This is a genomic window from Devosia aurantiaca (assembly GCF_011058215.1).
Taxonomy (GTDB): Bacteria; Pseudomonadota; Alphaproteobacteria; order Rhizobiales; family Devosiaceae; genus Devosia; species Devosia aurantiaca.
Genome location: NZ_JAALFG010000001.1, coordinates 1,281,645 through 1,301,661, shown reverse-complemented (window position 1 = coordinate 1,301,661; position 20,017 = coordinate 1,281,645). Strand labels below are relative to the sequence as shown.

General features: G+C 63.4%; 20 protein-coding genes, 4 pseudogenes and 1 riboswitch. Of the genes and pseudogenes, 8 read left to right on the top strand and 16 right to left on the bottom strand.

Annotated features, from left to right (window positions below):
- Nucleotides 1–34: 34 nt before the first annotated feature.
- Nucleotides 35–246: riboswitch (cobalamin riboswitch) on the bottom strand.
- Between the two features lie 20 nt (nucleotides 247–266).
- Nucleotides 267–917: a hypothetical protein gene (locus tag G5575_RS06680; RefSeq protein ID WP_164533577.1), complete on the bottom strand. Its 651-nt coding sequence runs from the start codon at nucleotides 915–917 to the stop codon at nucleotides 267–269.
- A 99-nt stretch (nucleotides 918–1,016) separates the two neighbouring features.
- Here G5575_RS06680 and G5575_RS06675 point away from each other — a divergent pair, with 99 nt between their 5' ends.
- Both G5575_RS06675 and G5575_RS06670 read left to right on the top strand, forming a co-directional pair.
- The gene (locus G5575_RS06675; protein WP_164533576.1) at nucleotides 1,017–1,268 is read left to right on the top strand and encodes a DUF2164 domain-containing protein; all 252 of its coding nucleotides are present in this window, start codon (nucleotides 1,017–1,019) and stop codon (nucleotides 1,266–1,268) included.
- A 63-nt stretch (nucleotides 1,269–1,331) separates the two neighbouring features.
- Nucleotides 1,332–1,688, top strand: a complete 357-nt coding sequence (locus tag G5575_RS06670; protein ID WP_164533575.1) for a DMT family protein — start codon at nucleotides 1,332–1,334, stop codon at nucleotides 1,686–1,688.
- 18 nt (nucleotides 1,689–1,706) lie between these two features.
- Here G5575_RS06670 and G5575_RS06665 read toward each other — a convergent pair whose 3' ends face one another.
- Complete coding sequence (locus tag G5575_RS06665) at nucleotides 1,707–2,642, bottom strand: zinc ABC transporter substrate-binding protein (protein ID WP_164533574.1); 936 nt, start codon at nucleotides 2,640–2,642, stop codon at nucleotides 1,707–1,709.
- A gap of 92 nt (nucleotides 2,643–2,734) precedes the next feature.
- Between G5575_RS06665 and G5575_RS06660 the strand changes: the two are divergent.
- The 3 genes and pseudogenes from G5575_RS06660 to G5575_RS06650 all read left to right on the top strand — a co-directional run.
- Nucleotides 2,735–3,514, top strand: a pseudogene (locus G5575_RS06660) (ATP-binding cassette domain-containing protein); the annotation flags it as partial.
- A 147-nt stretch (nucleotides 3,515–3,661) separates the two neighbouring features.
- Nucleotides 3,662–4,480 (top strand): metal ABC transporter permease, encoded by an 819-nt coding sequence (locus G5575_RS06655; protein WP_164533572.1) that lies wholly within the window; start codon nucleotides 3,662–3,664, stop codon nucleotides 4,478–4,480.
- A complete protein-coding gene (locus G5575_RS06650) occupies nucleotides 4,470–4,883 on the top strand; it encodes a Fur family transcriptional regulator (RefSeq protein WP_164533571.1) in 414 nt (137 codons plus the stop codon). The genes G5575_RS06655 and G5575_RS06650 overlap by 11 nt, the downstream gene beginning before the upstream one ends.
- Before the next feature lie 130 nt (nucleotides 4,884–5,013).
- On the opposite strand, the pseudogene G5575_RS06645 reads toward G5575_RS06650, so the two are convergent.
- The 7 genes and pseudogenes from G5575_RS06645 to ileS all read right to left on the bottom strand — a co-directional run bounded on the left by G5575_RS06645 (nucleotide 5,014) and on the right by ileS (nucleotide 12,473).
- Nucleotides 5,014–5,390 (bottom strand): annotated as a pseudogene (locus G5575_RS06645) (GFA family protein).
- 185 nt (nucleotides 5,391–5,575) lie between these two features.
- Nucleotides 5,576–6,136 (bottom strand): 16S rRNA (guanine(966)-N(2))-methyltransferase RsmD, encoded by a 561-nt coding sequence (rsmD, locus tag G5575_RS06640; protein WP_164533570.1) that lies wholly within the window; start codon nucleotides 6,134–6,136, stop codon nucleotides 5,576–5,578.
- 117 nt (nucleotides 6,137–6,253) lie between these two features.
- Nucleotides 6,254–6,625: a hypothetical protein gene (locus tag G5575_RS20150; RefSeq protein ID WP_235935640.1), complete on the bottom strand. Its 372-nt coding sequence runs from the start codon at nucleotides 6,623–6,625 to the stop codon at nucleotides 6,254–6,256.
- On the bottom strand, nucleotides 6,585–7,973 hold the full coding sequence (locus G5575_RS19300) for a pseudouridine synthase (RefSeq protein ID WP_235935638.1): 1,389 nt from the start codon (nucleotides 7,971–7,973) through the stop codon (nucleotides 6,585–6,587). Before G5575_RS19300 ends, G5575_RS20150 begins: the two co-directional genes overlap by 41 nt.
- A 157-nt stretch (nucleotides 7,974–8,130) precedes the next feature.
- Nucleotides 8,131–8,829, bottom strand: a complete 699-nt coding sequence (locus tag G5575_RS06620) for a hypothetical protein (RefSeq protein WP_164533569.1) — start codon at nucleotides 8,827–8,829, stop codon at nucleotides 8,131–8,133.
- 47 nt (nucleotides 8,830–8,876) lie between these two features.
- On the bottom strand, nucleotides 8,877–9,470 hold the full coding sequence (gene lspA / locus G5575_RS06615) for a signal peptidase II (protein ID WP_235935636.1): 594 nt from the start codon (nucleotides 9,468–9,470) through the stop codon (nucleotides 8,877–8,879).
- A gap of 3 nt (nucleotides 9,471–9,473) precedes the next feature.
- Nucleotides 9,474–12,473: an isoleucine--tRNA ligase gene (ileS, locus tag G5575_RS06610; protein WP_164533568.1), complete on the bottom strand. Its 3,000-nt coding sequence runs from the start codon at nucleotides 12,471–12,473 to the stop codon at nucleotides 9,474–9,476.
- A 156-nt stretch (nucleotides 12,474–12,629) separates the two neighbouring features.
- On the opposite strand from ileS, the gene G5575_RS06605 reads away from it, so the two are divergent.
- Nucleotides 12,630–12,866, top strand: a complete 237-nt coding sequence (locus G5575_RS06605; protein ID WP_164533567.1) for a hypothetical protein — start codon at nucleotides 12,630–12,632, stop codon at nucleotides 12,864–12,866.
- Between the two features lie 8 nt (nucleotides 12,867–12,874).
- Here the strand turns inward: G5575_RS06605 and ribF are convergent, their stop codons facing one another.
- The 4 genes and pseudogenes from ribF to G5575_RS06590 form a co-directional block, all read right to left on the bottom strand.
- Nucleotides 12,875–13,576, bottom strand: coding sequence for a bifunctional riboflavin kinase/FMN adenylyltransferase (gene ribF / locus G5575_RS06600; RefSeq protein WP_328765913.1), 702 nt, complete (start codon nucleotides 13,574–13,576; stop codon nucleotides 12,875–12,877).
- A gap of 86 nt (nucleotides 13,577–13,662) precedes the next feature.
- Nucleotides 13,663–13,851: pseudogene (locus G5575_RS21595) on the bottom strand (bifunctional riboflavin kinase/FAD synthetase); the annotation flags it as partial.
- 152 nt (nucleotides 13,852–14,003) lie between these two features.
- Nucleotides 14,004–14,870: a TIGR01459 family HAD-type hydrolase gene (locus tag G5575_RS06595; protein WP_164533566.1), complete on the bottom strand. Its 867-nt coding sequence runs from the start codon at nucleotides 14,868–14,870 to the stop codon at nucleotides 14,004–14,006.
- 68 nt (nucleotides 14,871–14,938) lie between these two features.
- On the bottom strand, nucleotides 14,939–16,204 hold the full coding sequence (locus tag G5575_RS06590; RefSeq protein ID WP_164533565.1) for an EAL domain-containing protein: 1,266 nt from the start codon (nucleotides 16,202–16,204) through the stop codon (nucleotides 14,939–14,941).
- Nucleotides 16,205–16,393: 189 nt separating this feature from the next.
- Between G5575_RS06590 and G5575_RS06585 the strand changes: the two genes are divergently transcribed.
- Nucleotides 16,394–17,824, top strand: coding sequence for a sigma-54-dependent transcriptional regulator (locus G5575_RS06585; RefSeq protein ID WP_235935634.1), 1,431 nt, complete (start codon nucleotides 16,394–16,396; stop codon nucleotides 17,822–17,824).
- Here G5575_RS06585 and G5575_RS06580 read toward each other — a convergent pair.
- The 3 genes and pseudogenes from G5575_RS06580 to G5575_RS06570 all read right to left on the bottom strand — a co-directional run bounded on the left by G5575_RS06580 (nucleotide 17,821) and on the right by G5575_RS06570 (nucleotide 19,509).
- Nucleotides 17,821–18,679: pseudogene (locus G5575_RS06580) on the bottom strand (DMT family transporter). The gene G5575_RS06585 and the pseudogene G5575_RS06580 overlap by 4 nt on opposite strands.
- A 116-nt stretch (nucleotides 18,680–18,795) precedes the next feature.
- The gene (locus tag G5575_RS06575) at nucleotides 18,796–18,984 is read right to left on the bottom strand and encodes a hypothetical protein (protein WP_164533564.1); all 189 of its coding nucleotides are present in this window, start codon (nucleotides 18,982–18,984) and stop codon (nucleotides 18,796–18,798) included.
- A gap of 177 nt (nucleotides 18,985–19,161) precedes the next feature.
- Entirely contained in the window at nucleotides 19,162–19,509 is a 348-nt protein-coding gene (locus G5575_RS06570; RefSeq protein WP_164533563.1) for a DUF427 domain-containing protein, read from the bottom strand.
- 181 nt (nucleotides 19,510–19,690) lie between these two features.
- Here G5575_RS06570 and G5575_RS06565 point away from each other — a divergent pair, with 181 nt between their 5' ends.
- Nucleotides 19,691–19,981 carry a co-chaperone GroES gene (locus G5575_RS06565; protein ID WP_164533562.1) on the top strand — a complete coding sequence of 97 codons (291 nt, stop codon included), beginning with the start codon at nucleotides 19,691–19,693 and terminating at the stop codon, nucleotides 19,979–19,981.
- The last annotated feature ends 36 nt before the right edge of the window (nucleotides 19,982–20,017 follow it).

The window sequence follows — 20,017 nt, the reverse complement described above, 5'->3', positions numbered from 1 at the left end:
ATCTCGCCCCCTCCCTGTCCCACCGACAGTTGAGTGTTCCATACGGAGGCTGGCAGGTCTCCTGGCTCACGGCTCGAACGCGCTTTTCCCTCTTCCCGGCACAAGCCAGTGAGCATTGGATAGCACTCGCCGCTTACAGTTGCGGGGGCAGCCACGGAGTCAGTCCCTAATGGGTACGCTTCACCGTGTTCCCTATTATTTCCCTTGTTCACCTGAACGCCGGAAACCAGTCTCGAGGCAGAGGGTACGCCCGCTGCCCCGACGGGTCAATATTCAGGCTGCGGAAGGTCGTCCGGCCAGGCATAGCCGAGGCTCAAGACCTCAAGACGCGTGTCGAGAATTTCGAGCAGCCCTTCGTCGGACGGCACCTGGACCTCGCCCGAGACCGGGGTTACGTCGATCGCGGGGGAATATTCGTCGGCTGGCGAAAAGCGCAGCGACAGGTAGCAGGTGGCATCGTCGGCATTGGCGAGCTTGCCGTTTTCGATCTGCGCATAACCGCCATAGTCCCACCAGAAGCCGCCGATGATGAAAGGCGTGCCGTTGAGCTTTTCGACTTCGGCCGGAGTCATGCCGATGCGAACGCCGCCGGGTGCGGTCTGGCTGGGCGAGAGCTCGACATAGGAAAGGCGGGCGAAGTTTTCTTCGTCGAACCAGCCAAATTCCATCTTGCGGTCGGGATCGTCGCCAAAGACCGTGGTGGCCAGCATTTCTGTGCCTTCCGGGCCCGGAACCATGCCGGTGACGACGTTTTCGGCGCCAAAAGTTTCCTTGACCAGCTTTTCGGAACTGTCCGGACCGAAAACGCCCTCACAGGTGACCTGTTCGGGTTGGGCGGCAGGCTTGGTCTTGGCGAAAGCGGGCGTGGCGAGCGCCGCAAAGGCGGTGAGAGCGACAAGGCTTAGGCGGGCAAGCATGGCGAAAACTCCCTGGAGCGGCGGCATAATGACCCAAGCGCAGCCAAGCGACAAGGAACGACTCAGCGTATGAACCCCCGAGTTTTAGTGAGGTGCGCCATGAAGCCGATCAAGTTCGACCGCGACGAGACAAAGGCGATCGTCGGGGAGATCCAGGACTATTTCCGCGAGGAGTTGGACCAGTCGATCGGCGCCATTCCGGCGGAAATGCTGATGCAGTTTTTTGCCGAGCGGATGGGCGCTTATTTCTACAATCGGGGCCTTCACGATGCGCAGGCGCTGGTGCGCAAGAAGCTCGACGATGTCAGCGACGAAATCTTCGCGCTCGAGCAGCCGACCAAGGCGCGGTGATCCCCCTTCCCGGCAGCGAGGCGGAGGCGTAAGGAGAGCCGCCTTGTTCCCCAGGAGGAAGCCTTGGGCTTCAATTTCCCGTCGCTGGCGCCGATCGGCCTACTGATCGCGTCCAACCTCTTCATGACCTTTGCCTGGTACTGGCATCTTAAATTTCACAGCCTGGCGCTGTGGATGGTGGTGCTGATCAGCTGGGGCGTGGCGTTTTTCGAATACTGGCTGGCGATCCCCGCCAACCGCATCGGCAGCGCGGTTTATTCGGCCTCCGAGCTCAAGACCATCCAGGAGGTCATATCGCTTTCGGTCTTCGCCCTGTTTGCGGTGATGTATCTGGGCGAGAAGCTGACCTGGAACCATGCGGTCGGCTTCGGCTTCATCGGGCTCGGCGCGTTCTTTATCTTCAAGGGGCCGCTGAAGTAGCGACCCCTTGCGGAAAAGCTACTGAAGGCAGTCGACGAGGCCGGCGGCGAGGCCTCGCAGCAGTTCGGGGTAAAGGTTTGGGCCTTCGGTAAGGGCCGAGCCTTCCGGGTCTAGGGTTCCGGCCCTGGCTTCGGTGCCTTCGACGATGGTTGTGACGATGGCCGGCTCGAAATTGGGTTCGGCGAAGACGCAGGTGGCGCCGAGTTCGCCGACCTTTAGCCGGAGCGCGTCGATGCGGGCTGCGCCTGGCATGGCCTCGGGAGAGACGGTGACGGTGCCGGCGACGGCGAGGCCGAAGCGAGCCTCGAAATATTGATATGCATCGTGGAAGACGAGGAAGGGCTTGTCCTTGACCGGCAGCAGCGTGGCGTCGATTTCGGCTTCGAGCGCGCCGAGGGCGGCGATCTCGGTTTCGGCGTTTGCGCGGTAGGTCGCGGCGTTTTCCGGATCGGCGTCCGAGAGCACGCGGGCGATCTCGGTGACCATCAGCTCGGCATTCTGGGGGTCAAGCCAGAAGTGCATGTCGCCTTCTTCGTGCGCATGGTCGTGGTCGTCGTGATCATGTTCTTCATGGTCATGCTCCTCATGCTCATGCGCTTCGAAGGCGCCGCCTTCTCGGATGGGCAGGAGCGAGATGCCGGGGGCTTCGGAGAGTTCGACGGTTTCGGCATTGGTACTGAGCGTTTCGAGCGCATCGGCGAGGAAAAGCTCCATGCCGTGGCCTGTCCAGAAGACGATGTCGGCTGACTCTAACGCTGCTGCGTCGGATGGGCGGAGGGAATAGGTGTGCGGGGAGGCGGCGCCTTTAACGATAAGCGCTGGCTCGGCGACACCGGCCATGACGGCGGACACAAGGGAGTGAATGGGCTTGGTGGAGGCCACCACTTGCGGTGCGGCGGTGGCGAGGCTGGTGGATGCCAGGAGCGCCATTGCGGCAAGGGTGAAGGTCTTCATGGGTCGCCTCGATCGGTGATATGTTATGTTATTACGCTTGCGGCGGTGTTATGCTATAACGTATTTGGAGGCGTCAAGGAGCTTTGGGTCCGATGCTCGAAAAGCCATCGAAGGAAACGCTGATCACGCTGTCCGGTGCCGGAGTACGCAGTGGCGGGCGAACGCTTGTCGAGGGCGTGGACCTGACGATTGGGCGCGGCGAGATCGTGACGCTGATCGGGCCCAATGGATCGGGCAAGTCCACGACGGCGAAGATGGTCACGGGCGTGCTGAAACCGAGCATGGGGACCGTTTGGCGCAAGGCCGGGCTCACCATCGGCTATGTGCCGCAAAAGCTTTCGATCGACTGGACGCTACCGCTCACGGTGGAGCGGCTGATGACGCTGACGGGACGGCATGAAGACCGCGAGATCGGCATGGCGCTCGAGGCGGTGGGCGCGACGCGTCTGCGGCGGGCGGCGGTGCAGGAACTTTCCGGCGGCGAGTTCCAGCGCGTGCTGTTTGCACGAGCAATGATCCGCAAGCCCGATCTTCTGGTTCTGGACGAGCCCGTGCAGGGCGTCGACTTTTCCGGGGAGGAAGCGCTTTACGCGCTGATCCGGCAGATCCGCGACACGACCCAGGCCGGCATCCTGATGATTTCCCATGACCTCCATGTGGTGATGGCCGAGACAGACACCGTGCTGTGCCTTAACGGGCATGTGTGCTGCCGCGGCACGCCGGGCATGGTCAAGCAGAGCCCGGAATATTTGCGGCTGTTCGGCGCCCGGAACGGTCTCGCGATCTACGAGCATCATCACGATCACGAGCATCATGCGGATGGATGCGTGGTGGGGGACGAGCATGAGCATGCGGGGCACACGCATGCGCATTGAGATTATGGAAGCACCCCCACCCAACCTCCCCTGCAGAAGGGGGAGGAGTTAGATCGAGTCTGGGCACAGTTCTCGTCGCAAGCTCCGGACGCCTCCTCCCCCGACTTCCGGGGAGGCTGGGTGGGGGTATTTTGGGAGTGCTGGATGTTCGGTGATTTCTTTTCCCGCGCGCTGATCGCCGGCGTGGGTCTTGCCGGCGTGACGGGGCCGCTTGGCTGTTTCGTCGTTTGGCGGCGCATGGCCTATTTTGGGGATACTATGGCGCATTCGGCTCTGTTGGGCGTGGCGCTTTCGATCCTTCTTTCGGTCAACATGACGCTCGGTGTCTTTGCCGTGGCGGCGCTGGTGGCGGGGGCGCTGTTGTTGCTGCAACGGCAGAATACGCTTTCGACCGATGCACTGCTCGGCATTCTCAGCCATTCGAGCCTTGCCGTCGGGCTGGTCATCGTCGGCTTCCTGACGCAGGCGCGCATCGACCTCATGGGCTTTTTGTTCGGCGACATCCTTGCCGTGTCAGCCGAGGATATTTTCGTGATCTATGGCGGCGGCATCGCCATTCTTCTGATCCTGTTCCTCAATTGGCGACCGCTGCTGGCGGCGACGGTGAGCCCGGAACTGGCGGAGGCCGAAGGGCTCAAGCCCGAAGTGAGCCGCATCATCCTCATGCTGCTGATGGCGTCGGTTATCGCGATCGCGATGAAGCTCGTCGGCGTTTTGCTGATCACGTCTCTCCTGATCATTCCAGCGGCCACGGCGCGTCGCTTGAGTGCGACGCCGGAAATGATGGCCGCGGTCGCGGCCGTGTTGGGGGCGGTGGCGGTGATCGGTGGTCTCTTCGGGTCGCGGACCTGGGACACGGCATCCGGCCCTTCGATCGTGGTCATGGCGCTGGCAGTATTTTTGGTGTCGCTGGCGGTGCCGACGGAACGACTTTTTGGCAGGAGAGAAATCAATGGCGCATGAGCACACGATCCCTGCGGACCTGACGCGCAATCAGGGCCTCGTGCTCGCGGCGCTCAACCAAGCCCCTGCCCCGCTTTCCGCCTACGACATATTGGACCGATTGCGCGGCGACGGCTTGCGGGCGCCTTTGCAGGTTTATCGCGCGCTCGAGAAGCTGGTCGAGCGTGGGCTGGCGCATCGGCTGGAGTCGCTCAATGCCTTTGTCGCCTGTGCGGACGTCCATTGCCACCGCAAGGGCCTGATCGCCTTTGCGATTTGCGAAGGCTGCGGCAAGGTCGACGAGTTTGCCGATGCGGTGATCGAGGAGCGGGTTGGCGGCTGGGCGAAAGGCACCGGGTTCAAGGTCGAGCAGACCACGATGGAAATCCGCGGACGGTGTGCGGAGTGTTTGAAGGCCGCGTAGGCCTATAGCCTGTAGCTTTCTTGACCACCGGCGGTCACCCCGGCTTGACCCGGGGCCCATCTCTCTATCTCAGGATGGGCCCCCGCCTTCGCGGGGGTGACAGCTGGTGGTTGGGGCAGTCATTTGAGGGTCACGGATCTCTGGGAAACATCGGCACGCTGGGGATCACCGGCAGCCAGGGTTCGCGGCGGATGGCCCAGCCTTCGATTTCCGGCCTGATCTTGTTGGGCGCCTCATCGAGGGTTCCGAGATGGATCTCGATCTGATCGTCGCTCAGATTGAATGTGTGCGACCCGCAATTGGGGCAGAAGGAGCGCCCGGCAAAGGTTTTGTACTCGCCAGTGCTGCTAAACTGATGCGGGCGCCAATCGGCGTAATGCAAAAAGCCGAGCCCGTGACTTTGCGGCAATCGGCGCAGTGGCAGAGACCGCCTTTATAGGGTTCGCCACGCACTTCGTAGCGCAGCGCGCCGCAGAGGCAGCCGCCGGATCGTGTGATTTCTGACATGAAATTCTCCTTACAGAGGAGAACACGAGTGTGGCCGGGATGGTTCAGCCGCCTGCCTTAACTCACGCGAACTTCATGAGACCTCACCCTGACCCTTCGGCAAGCCCAGGATTTCGAAGGGCGAGGTTGGACGCTTGTGGCTGAGACCTCAGAGTTCGACATGCTCACCATGAGGTCTAGGAGTGTTAGGTGCTCGCCCAGGACATGAACCGCACGCGGGCAGCGCCGTAGTCTCGGGTGTCTTCCAGGGTGAAGCCTGGGGGCACCTCGACTTCGGCGGTGACCGCTTCTTCCCACACGATCGTTGCTTCGGGAGCGAGCCAGCCATTGTGCGAGAGTTCGACGAGAGCCTTTTCGCCCAGCGACTGGCTGTAGGGTGGATCGAGGAAGACGAGGTCGAACTGGCCAAAGGTGCCGGGCACGCCGAGCGCGGTCGCGTCGCGACGGAGAAGCTTGGTAATTCCGGCAGCACCAAAGGTTTCGATATGGTCGCGGATCAAGCCGCGGGCTTCGACGCCCGTATCAACGAAGGTGACGTGCGCAGCGCCGCGAGAGAGCGCTTCGAGCCCGAGCGCACCCGTGCCGGCAAAAAGGTCGAGGACGCGCAGACCGTCGAGGCTAGGACCAAGGCGGGAGCCCAGAATATTGAAGATCGATTCGCGGGCGCGGTCGGAGGTGGGACGGATGGAATCGTCCGACGGCGAGGTCAAGGTCTTGCCGCGAAACTTGCCGGCGACGATGCGCATTTGTTGATCCTTCAGAGACTAGGGTCTGCTGCGGCTAACCCCACCCTAGTTTCGCTACGGCCTGCGGCCTAGCTGCACTACCCTCCCCTTCCAGGGGAGGAAACGCACACTATTCGCTCAGCGACCGGTGGGACGGCGTGGACCCGAGGGGCGACCGCCCGTGGGACGACCACCTTGCGGACGCTGGCCGGTGGGGCGTGAGCCACCCGGCTTGCCGCCGAAGGGCTTGCTGCCGGGACGACCGCCAAAGGATTTGGCGCCGGGAGCACCGTCGCGGCGTTGGGGACGATCACCATAAGGCTTGTCGGTCGGACGCGGGCCGCTCCGCGGCTTGTCGCCGAAGGACCGCTGCGGACGATCGCCGAAGTCGCGCTTGGGCCGGTCGCTGAAACCGCCTTCGGGACGAGGACCACGGTTGGGCCGGTCGCCGGAGGGACGCTGCGGGCGATCACCGAAATCGCGCGCGCTTCGGGCGATCAGAAAAGCCACCCTCGGGACGCGGACCGCGGCTTGGTTTGTCGCCATAGGACCGCTGCGGACGATCACCGAAATTGCCGCGCGCCGGCTTGTCGCCATATGGGCGTTGCGGGCGGTCGCCATATGGGCGTTGCTGCTTATCGCCATAGGAACGCTGCGGCCGATCGCCGGTCGGACGCTGCGAGCGATCGCCGAAACTGCGCTGTGGCTTATCGCCATAGTCGCGCTTGGGCTTGTCACTAAAATCGCGTTTGGGGCGGTCACCAAAACCACCGCGGGCCGGCTTGTCGCCGAAGCTGCCGCGCTCAGGGCGGTCGCCACCCGGCTTACCGAAGCTGCGTGCCGGCTGATCGTCGCGATCAGTCCGGCCGCGGCTCTGCGGCTTGGGCGTATAGGCTTCGGGCGCGCGGCCATCGTCCTCGAAGTGGACGCGGCGCGGACGGCCGCTGGAGCGTTCTTCCTCGCCGCGGCCAGGAGCGATGCGGGTAGCGCCACGCGCAGGGTTGGGCCGTGAACTATCGCGATCGCGCGGCGAGCGAACGCGGAAACCTTCCTCGCGCGGCTGCTGGGCGAAAGGATCGGGCATTTCGCTTTCGAAATCGACGCCAGCCTCGGCCGCAAGCTTCTTGCCCAGCTGGTCGCGCAGCATCCGGGCCTTGACCATTTCGACGCCGTTCTCGGGGAGGTCGCCGAGCTGGAACGGCCCGTAGGAGATACGGATCAGGCGGTTGACCTCGAGACCAAGCGAACCGAGGACATTCTTGACCTCGCGGTTCTTGCCTTCGCGGAGGCCAAGCACAAGCCAGACATTGGCGCCCTGCTCGCGTTCCAGCGTCGCGGTGATCGGACCGTACTGGATGCCCTCGACGGTGATGCCGTCCTTGAGGCCGTCGAGCTGCGCCTGGGTTACCGAGCCATGGGCGCGAACGCGATAACGGCGCAGCCAGCCTGTGGAGGGCAGTTCGAGAACGCGCTTAAGGCCACCATCATTGGTGAGGAGCAGCAGGCCTTCGGTGTTGATATCGAGGCGGCCCACGGTGAGGACGCGCGGCAGGCCCTTCTTTTCGAATTCCTCGAAGATGGTCGGACGGCCTTCGGGGTCGCGCTCGGTCACAACGAGGCCGGCCGGCTTGTGGTAGAGCCAGACGCGGGTGCCCTGGCGCGCGGCCAACGGCATGCCGTCGACTTCGATCTTGTCCGTGTCGGTGACGTTGAAGGCCGGGGTAATGACCTTCTTGCCGTTGACGCTGATGCGGCCATCGGTGATCCATCCTTCGGCGTCGCGGCGCGAGCAGAGGCCGGCGCGGGCGATGACCTTGGCGAGGCGGTCGATGGTTTCAGGCTGTTTATCGTCGCTCATGGGCGAGGCTTTCTGTCATGCGGGACCCTTTTGTGTTGGACGCGCTTCCGAAGCGGAAAACCGGTTTCCACTTTTCCTGGAAGCGCCCCGTCGGGCGGCGCGGTAAAGGGAAAGCGGCCGGATGGGTCCGGCCGCTCGAAAATGCTGGCAGCGGTGCTTAGTTGCCCAGCTGCGTTTCGCTCGAATTCAGTCCGGTATTGAGGCCTGAGCTGATCGAGCCGGAACTTTGAACCTGCGTCTGCATGCTGCGCTCGAGAGCGCGGCGCACGTCGGCGGGGCAGCGCTGATCCCGCAGCGGGACCAGTTCGCCCGAATTGGCGCGGCAAACAAGCTGCGAGTCGCCGACCTGGGTAAAGTATTCCGCCGGCGGAAGGTAAAGCGGGCGCTGATTGTTGGCCGTGACGGGCATGTTGGCCTGCTGCATCTGCGCGGTAAGCTGGCGGGCCTCAGCTTCGGTCAGCGGCCGGCCGCCAAGGGTGCGCATGTCGACGACGCGGGCCTTGCGCATGGTTTCGATATCGGCAGAGGAGAGACCGGTCGTGTCGATCTGGACGGTATTACTGTTGACCGGCAGCGACGCGGCAGCGACCTGCGTGGTCGGCGCCGGCAGGCCAGCATTGCCGCCGCGCGGGAGGACCAGCGGGGCGCGGGCTGCGGTCAGGTCTTCCTTGGGTGCGGCACCGGGGATCAGGCCAACGCCGCGGGCAGTGTCGTTCAGCACTTCGCGCTCGAAGGTGCCGATGTCGGTCATGGCATTGGTGCCTTCGACGGTCGTGCAGGCGCCCAGCGCCAGCGTCGCGAGCAGGCCCAGCGCCATGAGCCCGGAGCGGGCGGCGGTCGACAATGCAAGATGCATGCAGTCATCCCCTAAGATATCGGCGCCTCTATAGCGCATTGTGTGCGCTAAGACCAGATTCTGGCAGCAAGGTGATTACGCCGGCTTTTTTCTTTCCTGCGGCCAAGGCCGAGTAGATCGGCAAAGAGCAGGATGACGCCCAGGGTAATCGCCATGTCGGCAATGTTGAAGATGTAGAACGACCAGCTTCCCCAGTGGAATTGGAAGAAATCGGCCACCCCGCCATAGATCAGGCGATCAAGGGCATTGGACAGGGCGCCACCGATGCAGAAGGCAAGGCCCAGGCGGACAAGGAAGACACTTGTGCGCCACCACCAGACCGATAGGGCGACAATGGCAACCAGCATGACCGCGCCAAGCGTCCAGACCGGGAAGCCATCGAGCAGGCCATAAGAAATGCCGGTATTCCAGACGAGGACATAGTCGAAGAATGGCGTGACGCTGATCACCTCGCCGCCCCGCCAGCCGGTAAGGGTCAGCGGATTATAGGCATAAGGGACCTGGATGCAGAGGGCCTGGCCGAAGGCATAGCATTCGGCGGCGATGTGAAAACCCTTTTGGGCGCGGTCGAGCCCGAAGGCGATGATCGCCGCCATCAGGGAGGCAATCACTGCCGCATCTATGCGCCGTGCCGTGGCCATGTCCTAAAGACCAGCCGCGGCGCGTTCGCGAAGGGCTTGGGCGTCGCGCAGGGTGACGTCCTTGTATTCCGGGTCGGTGCCGACTTCAGGAAGGACTTTCCAGGAGCGGGCGCAGCGGTTGCCTGTGGCGAGGGCGGGCACGACCGAGATGCCGGGCACGTCGTCGAGGCGGAAGGCTTCGTGGGGGCCTTCGTTCTGCTTAAGCTGGACCGCCGAAGTGATGGCGATTTCAGCAAGGTCCTGACCTTCGAGCGCCACGAGGTAGCGGGGGTCGGCGACAAAGACTTGCGGCGCGGCCTCGAGCGAGGAGCCGATGCGCTTTTCGCGGCGCTCAATTTCGAGCGCACCGGTGACGACGCGGCGGACGGCGCGGATGAGCTGCCACTTCTGCGCCAGGTCATCATCGAGCCAGTCGGCGGGAACGTCCGGGAAGAGGCGGAGGTGAACCGACTCGGTTTCGCCGGGATGCCGTTCGAGCCAGCATTCTTCCATGGTGAAGACCAGGATCGGGGCGAGCCAGGCGGTCAGCGCATTGAAGAGGTGATCGAGCACGGTCAGCGCCGAGCGGCGACGGATTGAGCTGATCGGATCGCAGTAGAGCGCGTCCTTGCGGATATCGAAGTAGAAGGCCGAAAGCTCGATATTCATGAAGTTGGTGAGGAGGGTCACCACCTTGCGGTAGTCGTATTCCTTGTAGGCCGTGCGCACGCCCGCATCGAGCTGGGCGAGGCGATGCAGCATCAGCCGCTCGAGCTCGGGCATATCCTTGGCGTCGACGACGTCCTCGGCGCGGAAGTGCGCGAGGTTGCCGAGCAGCCAGCGCAGGGTGTTGCGCAGCTTGCGGTAGCTGTCGACGGTGGTCTGGATGATCTCCTTGCCGAGGCGGAGGTCTTCCGAATAGTCGGAGGAGGCGACCCAGAGGCGGAGGATATCGGCGCCGTATTGCTTGATGATGTCCTGCGGGGCGACGGTGTTGCCCAGCGACTTGCTCATCTTCTTGCCATCGCCGTCCATGGTGAAGCCATGGGTCAGCACGCTGTCATAGGGCGCATGGCCGTTGGTGGCGCACGATTCGAGCAGCGAGGAGTGGAACCAGCCGCGGTGCTGGTCGGAGCCTTCGAGATACATCGAGGCCGGGAACTTGAGATGCGGCCACTTTTGCTTGTTGCGGAGCACGAAGGCGTGGGTGGAGCCACTATCGAACCAGACGTCGAGGACGTCCTTGATCATCTCGTAGTCGGACGCGACATAGTCCGAGCCGAGGTAGCGCTCGGCGGCGCCAGGCTTGTACCAGGCGTCAGCGCCTTCTTCCTCGAAGCTTTGCGCAATGCGGTGATTGACTGCTTCGTCGCGAAGGATTTCGCCGCTTTCCCGGTGCACGAAAACGGTGATCGGCACGCCCCAGGCGCGTTGGCGCGAGAGGACCCAATCGGGGCGATCGGCGATCATGGCACGCAGGCGGTTCTGGCCGGCAGCGGGGTAAAATTTGGTCGCGTCGATGGCGTTGAGCGCGCGGTGGCGCAGGGTGTCGCCCTCGGTGCCTTCGATGGCTTTGTCCATGTAGACGAACCATTGCGGCGTGTTGCGGTAGATCACCGGCTTCTTGGAGCGCCAGGAGTGCGGGTATGAATGCTTGACGCGGCCGCGGGCGACCATGGCGCCGCGCTCGGCAAGGGCGGTGATGACACGCTGGTTGGCGTCGCCCTTCTTGCCGTTGTCGTCGATGACGCGGGCGCCCTCGAAGCCGGGCGCGTCCTTGGTGTAGAAACCGTCGTCGCCGACCGGGAAGGGGATGGTCGGATCGATGCCTCGATCCTGCAGCAGGCGGGTCGAGGTCATCCAGATGTCGAAGTCGTCGAGGCCGTGCGAGGGCGCGGTATGGACAAAGCCAGTGCCGGCATCATCGGTGACATGTTCGCCATCGAGAAGCGGGACGTCGAATTTGTAGCCATCGGCGAAACCGCGGAGCGGATGGGCCGTGGTGATGCCGCTAAGCTCGTCGGCGGTGACGCTCGCGCGCTTTTCAAAGCCGCTGACCTTGGCCTTGGCAAAGACTTCGGCAGCGAGCTTGTCGGCGATGATGTATTTTTCACCGACCTTGGCCCAGTTTTCAGCCGGTGCCTCGGTGACCTCGTAGAGGCCATAGCCGATGCGGCTTGAAAACGAGATCGCGCGGTTGGCAGGAATGGTCCAGGGCGTCGTGGTCCAGATCACGACGGAAGCGCCGGCGAATTGCTGTTCGCCGCCCGCCGTATAGGAGACGGATGGGCCGGCGATGGGCGTATAGGTGCCCGAGCGCTGGGGCGCGGCGGAGGTCAGGATCGGGAATTTCACCCAGATCGTGTCGCTCTCGTAGTCGGCATATTCGATTTCGGCTTCGGCAAGCGCGGTGCGTTCCACCACCGACCACATGACAGGCTTGGAGCCGCGATAAAGCTGTCCCGACATCGAGACCTTCATCAGCTCGCGCGCGATCTGGGCTTCGGCGTCAAAGCTCATGGTGAGATAGGGGTTGTCCCACTCGCCCAAGATGCCGAGGCGCTTGAATTCCTCGCGCTGTATGTCGACCCATTGTTCGGCAAAGCTCCGGCATTCCTGGCGGAATTCGACCACCGGGACGTCGTTCTTGTCCTTGCCCTTGGCGCGGTACTGCTCTTCGATCTTCCATTCGATCGGCAGGCCGTGACAATCCCAGCCGGGGACATAGGCGGCGTTGTGGCCCAGCATCTGCATGGACCGGCTGACCATGTCCTTGAGCGTCTTGTTGAGCGCGTGGCCGATATGGATATTGCCATTGGCATAGGGCGGGCCGTCATGAAGCGTAAACAGCGGGCGATCCTTGGCCTGCTCGCGCTGCATCGCGTAAATGTCCATGTCCGCCCAGCGCTTGAGCCAGATGGGCTCGCGATCCGGCAGGCCGGCGCGCATCGGGAATTCGGTTTCCGGCAGGAAGAGCGTCGACGAGTAATCGGTTTCGGTCGCGCCGGTTGCGGTGTCGTTCATGGAAGAAAAGGCTTTCGGGGAAGATTTGCGGCGGGTTGTAGCAAGGGAGGCGGATCGGGGCAAAGAAAATTGGGCGCATGGCAGGCTGGCCTGCCCCTGCCGCAGCGGATCGAAAGCTTCGGCAGAGCTTCTTCAGTCGAACACAGGAGCTATCCCATGCAATTGTCCGACCAGGCGCTCTCCATTCTCGCCTTTGCCGCCTACCATCAGCTGGAAAGCGGCGACGTCGTCAGCGAGGTGGTTCTCGATGACGGTAAAGGTCACAAGGCGAGCGCAAAAGGCGTCGAAGAGCTGCAGGAGGCCGGCTTGCTGACGGTCAATGGCAGCCGCGGCACGTTCACCGATGAAGGCGCTGCAAAGCTCAAGGCCGTGGTGGACTCCCTCCGCCACTAAAGCCTGGTTCAGCGCGCGAAAAAGCCCAGCCGCACGTCGAGAGTGCTCAGCGGCTCTGCTGCAGCAATCATCTCGCGGGCCTTCTTGCCGTCGCGGTCCATGGCCGCGATCAGTTCGTCCAGCCCATTGAAGACTTCTTGCCCGCGGATGTGCCCGACCAGCGCCACCTGGATGGTCTGGCCATAGATATCTTCGTCGAAGTCGAAGAGGTGGGTTTCGAAAGGCGGCAGCTGATTGTCGAACATGGGCTTGCCGTAGGCGGCAACGCCGTCGAGCAGGCGATCCCCGAGGCGAGCGCGGACGGCGTAGACCCCCTGCGCGAGCTGGAAGCCGTTGGCCGTCTGGGTATTGGCCGTCGGATAGCCAAGCTCGCGGCCGCGCTGGTCGCCCTTCACCACGCAACCATCAAAGAACCAATGGTAGCCAAGGAGCCGATTGGCAGCGGTAACGGCGCCTTCGCTCAGCGCGGCGCGGATGCGTGAGGAGGAAATCGGCTCGTCGCCCTCGTCCATAAGGTCCAACGTTTCGACGGCAAACCCCAGGCGCTCGCCTTCGGCGCGAAGGAAGGCCGGGGTGCCACGGCGCTGGCGGCCGAAGTGGAAGTCGGAGCCGGTGATGACGCCGCGCACGCCGAGCTGGTCGACGAGAATGGTCTGGACGAAGTCCTCGGCCTCGGTCTGCGAGAAGGCGCGATCGAAAGGAAGGACAATGACGCCATCGAGACCCAGGGCTTCCCAGCCAGCCGGACCTTGGCATCGGCATGGGTCAGCCGGAACATGAAGGGCGCGGGCGCGAAAACGTCGCGCGGATGGGGCTCGAAGGTCAAAAGGAGCGCCGGGGCGTTGGCGGCGCGGGCGCGTTCGCGAAGGGCGGCGATGATGGATTGGTGACCGCGATGGAGACCGTCGAAATTGCCGATGGCGACATGAGCGCCACGGAGGTGCGCGGGTAGGTCAGTGGTGGTGGAGAGGCGGGTGAAGGTCACGGCGGGCTCGGGGTTCTATTGAGGCAACCCCCACCCAACCTCCCCTTAAGGAAGGGGAGGAGCAGGCTGGTGTAAGCTCAGAGTCGTTGCCACAAACTCGATAAGACTCCTCTCCCGCCTTACGGGGAGGTTGGGTGGGGGCAGCAGGACTTTCACCACGTCAGCCGCGGCAGGTAGCCGGCGGTGCGGGCGCGGCTGGGGGCGATGAGGTCGGCGATGGCGCGGGGATCGGGCTTGCCAAAGGCGTCGAGCTCGGCGGCGTGGATCGAGCCGGTGACGAAAAGGAGGTCGACGCCGAACTGGGCGGCGCCGGCCGCGTCGGTGCGGACGCTGTCGCCGATGGCAAGGACGCGGGACTTTGTCAGCCCCTGCCCTGCGGCGCGTTCAGCCAGGCGGAAAGCTTCTTCGTAGATCGGCTGGTATGGCTTGCCGGCCATGTGGACCATGCCGCCCATGGCCGAATAAAGGTCGCCCAAGGCACCGCCGCAATAGATGATCTTGTCGCCATGCTCGACGATGCGATCGGGATTGGCGCAGATCATCGGCAGCTTGCGGCTGAGCCACTGGCGCGCCCGATCGCGATACATTTCCGGCGTATCGTCGTCGGTGTCGAGATCGGTGACGACCACGACTTCGGCCTCGTCGGCGCCGGTACGGCGAAGGTCAAAACCTTCGTAAAGGGCATCGTCTTCGGTGGGCGGGCCGACGTGGTGGATGGCCCGGCCCTGATACTTGGCGATCATGTTGCGGGTGACGTCACCGGACGAGACGATGGCGTCATAGGTGTCGCGCGGGACGTTGAGGCGATCGAGCATGGCGATGATCGGGCCGGAGGGGCGCGGTGCATTGGTGATCAGCACCACCCTGCCCCCGTCGCGGCGAAAATTGCGCAGCGCCTCGACGGCTTCGGGGAACGCATGGACGCCATTGTGGATGACGCCCCAAACGTCGCTCAAGATTGCGTCGTAGCGGCCGGAAAGATCGGAAAGGCCGGCAATGGTGGGCAGGGGCGAGGGCATGGCGGCATCTCTCCTAGGCGAGGGTCCTGCCCTATGTGGCACTTTGCGCCGATCGATCAAGCGAAAAGCTATTCGGCGCGGCGCAGCGGCTGCGTCACCGGGCGGCCGGACTCGAGAACAAGGTCCTGGCGAACGGGCCCGGGTGCCGCGATATAGTCGCCCTGGACCAGGATGATGTCGTTGTCGAGCAGTTCGACGATCTGCCGCTCGGTGGCAACGCCGGTGGCCAGCAGCGAAACTTCGAAGCGCGCCAGATAATTGGCAATGTCCGAGATGTGGAAATCGGTAAAGACCTCGGGCGTGTCGAGAAAGCGGGTCGCATCGACGCGCAGCGAGCGGACGCCGAGGGCGGCCAATTCGGCAATGTCGAGGCGAAGGGACCGAAGGTTCGAGATCGAAAAACCGGCGCCCTTGCGCGCCACGGCTTCCACCACGGCGCGCTCGCGCGTGTTGAGGCTTTGCCAGTCGCTTTCCGGGACGAGAAAGGTCAGGCCCGAAGCAATGGCGCGATTGGCGTCGAGCGTCACCAGCAGCTGTTCGGCAGAAAATTCGTCGCCCAGGGTGGCGCGGGTCAGGGGAATATGGAGCACGACGGGCTGGCCGCCGGTCCTCGAGCGACGAGCAATGGCCACGGCTTCGACAAGGCCGACGCCTTCGATCTGGCGGATCAGGTCCTGTCCACCGCGGCGGCGCGGCATGAAATCGGAAGCGTCGGCGAGTTCGCCATCTTCGAGCATCAGGCGCGGCAGCATGTCATAGGCAGCGGCGCGGCGTTGCGGCAGGCGCGCTATGGGCTGGATATGGTGGATGAGGCGATTGTCGAGCAGCGCCTGGCGCAGCATTTCAAGCGGGATGATCGGCTCGGGTTCGCTGATCACCGTGATCTGGGTGGCAGCGCGCGGTGGCGGCGCGGCAATGATGCGCTCATTGGCATAGGGGCTGGGGCGCCCCTGATCGGCCTTGGCAACCTTGTCCTCCATTTCGGCAACCGCTTCGGCGACCTGGCGGATGACGGTGCCAAGGACGGAAATGTCGGCTTCGACGGTCTCGAGGCGCTGGCCCGGATTGGTGTCGGCGATGGCATTGATGCGCTGGCCGAGCACGGCGCCCGCCTGGGCATCGGTGGCAAGGAGGCGGGAAAGGTCTTCGATGGCGCGTTCGAGGCGATTTTCGGCGCGCTGGCGCAGGGAGCGTTCGAGAAAAACGATGCAGACGCAGCCGAACACGGCCGCCAGCAGGATGGCATTGGCGGGGGTGAAGGTCAGCCCGAAATAGGCCAGTGCGCCCAGACTTGCCGCCGACAGCATGATGAACGAATAAACCAAAGCCTGCACGGGCGGACCTGCATCCCTCTCGAGCGCCGGGATTCGGCCTTTCCCGTGTAGCATCTAGGCCGGAGCGGCAAAAGCGCGGCCGGCAAACTCTCCCGGTCTATTTAGACGGAATATTTACCCTAATCGGAAAACAATCGCTGCCAACCAGAACAACGGTCCGGCTGCGGACGAACCAGGGTGCATTTCTCGATGACGATGACGGCAGGCAGCGAAACGGCTTTGAGCGGTCAGCTTCTGTTGATCGACAGCGATGCCGATTGCGCGCGCCGTGTCGGGGAAACGCTGAGCGAAGCGCTGCTGGTTTCCCCTGAAGTCACCATTGCCGAAAGCGGACGCGGCGGCATCGAAAAGCTGCGGCAGACGCGCTTCGACATCATCATTGCCGACCTGACGAGCCTTGTTGACCTCGCGCCGGGCATCGAAGACGCCATGGGTCGGCTGGTGCGTTTGGCGGATGGGGCATTGGTGCTGGCGATGGCCGATAGCGGTTCGGTCAGCGCCGCGCTTGGCGCGATGCGGGCCGGGGCGCATGATTATGTGGCAAAGCCGGTCAGCGGAGCAGCCTTGGCTTCCCGCATCGGCGAATTGGCGCAGCGTCATGGGCGGCCGCGGTCACTGGGCTGCGAATCGGGACCGGAGGCCGTGGTCGCCGATTTTGCCGGCTTTGTGGGCGCATCGAGCGCCATGCAGTTCCTTTATGAACAGATCGGGCGAGTGGCGACGTCGTCGGCGCCGGTGTTCATCACCGGCGAAAGCGGCACCGGCAAGGATGTCTGCGCCGAGGCACTGCACGAAAAGGGGCCGCGAAGCGCTAGGCGATTCGTGGCCATCAATTGCGCGGCGATCCCGCGAGACCTCATGGAAAGCGAATTGTTTGGCGTGGTGCGCGGCGCCCTGACCGGCGCGCATGAGGATCGCAAGGGCGCGGCGGAACTGGCGGATGGCGGCACGCTCTTCCTCGATGAAGTGGGGGAGATGGACCTCTCGCTCCAGAGCAAGCTGTTACGGTTTTTGCAGACCGGGACGATCTCGCGGGTCGGCGAGACCAGCCCGCGCAAGGTTGATGTGCGGGTGATCTGCGCCACCAATCGCAACCCGATGCAGATGATTGCCGAGCGCAAGTTCCGCGAGGACCTGTTCTACCGGCTGCATGTTTTGCCCGTGCATCTGCCGCCGTTGCGGCAGCGGCCGAGCGACATCATGGTTCTGGCCCGGCATTTCCTTCATCGCTATGCGCGCGAAGAGCATAAGAGCTTTGCCGGCTTCAGCCCGGAGGCAAGCCAGCAGCTGACGGCGGCCGATTGGCCGGGCAATGTGCGGCAGTTGCAGAACCTCGTTCGCCGCCTGGTGGTGATGTTCGATGGCGGCGAGATCAGCGCGCACATGATTGCGGCCGCGGATATCGAGGCGAAAACGGCAGCGCCATCGGGCGTCGAAGCGCCCCGAAGCGAAGGCCGGCGCTCGGTGCTGCCGATGTGGCGGCAGGAACAGCGGATCATCGAGGATGCGGTCGCCGCGTTCGGCGGCAATATCTCGATGGCAGCAGCGGCGCTCGAGATCAGCCCGTCGACGATTTACCGCAAGCGCCAGAGCTGGGCGGAGATGCAGGCCGCCAGCTAAGGCGTATTGGCCTCGCGGGCGCGGCGGCGATCGAGGCCGAGCCAGCGTTCGCGCAGGATGACGGCGATGCCGGAGCCGACGATGATGATGGCGCCCACGACCATCGGAATGGTCGGCACATCGGCGAAGATGACCATGCCGATGATGATGGTGAGGATCAGCGACACATATTCGAAGGGCGCGATGACCGACATGTCGGCATAGCGATAGCATGAGGTCAGCAAAAGCTGGCCGATGCCGCCGAAAAATCCGGCGCCGATCAGCAGTGCCGCCTGTGCGGGCGTCGGCCAGACCCAGCCGAAGGGCAGCGTCAGCAGGCTCAGAATGCTGGCGCTGATGAAGAAGTAGGTAACGATGGCCTCGGTGCGTTCGGTCTGCACAAGGGTGCGGACCTGCAGCATGGCGAAGGATGAAAGGATTGCGCCCGACAGCGCCATGAGCGCACCGACCGCTTCGGCATCGCCGATAGCTTCGCCGCCGGAAAAGACCGTAAGGCGCGGCCAGAGAATGATGCAGACGCCAACCAGACCGATCAGCACCGTGGTCCAGCGGAAGATCTGTACGCGCTCATGAAGAAGCAGCGCCGAGAGGATGACGATGATCAGCGGCGAGGCATAGCCGATCGCCGTCGCCTCAGGCAGCGGCAGGCGGGTCAGGGCAAAGAAGGTGAGGCCCATCGAAGCGACGCCTATGAGGCCGCGCAGAACGTGCCCAAGCGGCCGCTTGGTCTCGAAAGCCTTGGAGAGCTTGCGCCGCCAGACCAGGAAGGCCAGCACCGGCAGCATGGCGAAAAACGAGCGGAAGAACACCATTTCCCCGGGGGATGGTTTCGGTGGCCTTGAGCATCGTGGCCATGACCACAAAGCAGGCCACCGATATGACTTTAAGCAGAATGCCCCTTAGGGGCGAGACTGGGAGCCGTGGCTCGACGGCGTGATCGGCGGCGCGGGCCACGGCAATTCCTTCAGGCCTTACTTGCCGGCTTCGAGCTTTTCCTTGGCAATGCGCGCAGTGGCGAATGCCTTATGCTCTTCGCCCACGGCGCTGCCGGTCTTGACGGGTTTGCCGGTCGCATCCTGGACTTCCCAGTGCCAATTGGTGTTGGCGCCCATGCCGCCCTTGCGGGTCAGCTTGATTTCGTAGGTTGGTTGTTCGCTCATGACGGGCCTTATGGACCAGAGTGGGTGGAGGGGAAAGAGATAAGTTGCTCGTGGCTAACATGCGAGTCGTCGTCGAGACCTCATGGTGAGCGTGTCGAACCACGACGACGGTCACGCAGATGGTGCCACGACCTCGTCCTTCGACAGGCTCAGGATGAGGTCTACTCGTTGATGGCTTTAGACCTCGGTGGTGCTGATCTTGATCCGGTCGCCGCCAAAGGTCAGGAGGTCGCGCAACGGCTCGTACTGGCCTTCGGCATAGGGGTGGTACCAGGCTTCGTCGACGCCGTCGGCGGTCAGGGTCTTGATGGTGTAATAGTGCGCGGCGCCCAGGCCATCGTCTTCGCTGGTGGTGTCGGATGCTTCCAGAATCTGCGGGTGTACGTCTTCGAGCGGCAGATAGACGCGAGGCTCCTCGCCGGGGCGTTCGAGCCGCATGGCCCGGATGGAGCTCGCAATTTCGCCATCGTCGAAATAGATATGCACGCGACCGTCGACCGGCGTGATAGTGGCGATTTCGGACATTGAAGTCTCCTTTGACGCAGTCATCTTCGGGTCTTCAACGCGTGAGAAAAAACTTCGGTTCACGCGCCTTGACTCTTCTCCGCCCTGCTCCCTATATCCGGCCAGCCTGTTAGCACTCGTTTCGTTTGAGTGCCAACCGGTCCGAAATTGCATTCAGAAATGATGCCAAGAGGAAATTATCATGGGCTTCCGTCCCCTGCATGACCGCGTGGTCGTCCGTCGCGTCGACAGTGAAGAAAAGACCAAAGGCGGGATCATCATCCCCGACACCGCCAAGGAAAAGCCCTCCGAGGGCGTGATCGTTTCCGTGGGCCCTGGCGCCCGTGACGAACAGGGCAAGATCAATGCGCTCGACGTCAAGGCCGGCGATCGCGTGCTCTTCGGCAAGTGGAGCGGCACCGAGGTCAAGCTTAACGGCGAAGACCTCATCATCATGAAGGAATCGGACATCATGGGCATCGTCGAAGCGTAAGCTTTCGACCCCATTTCGTCCCCTTCCAACCCACTC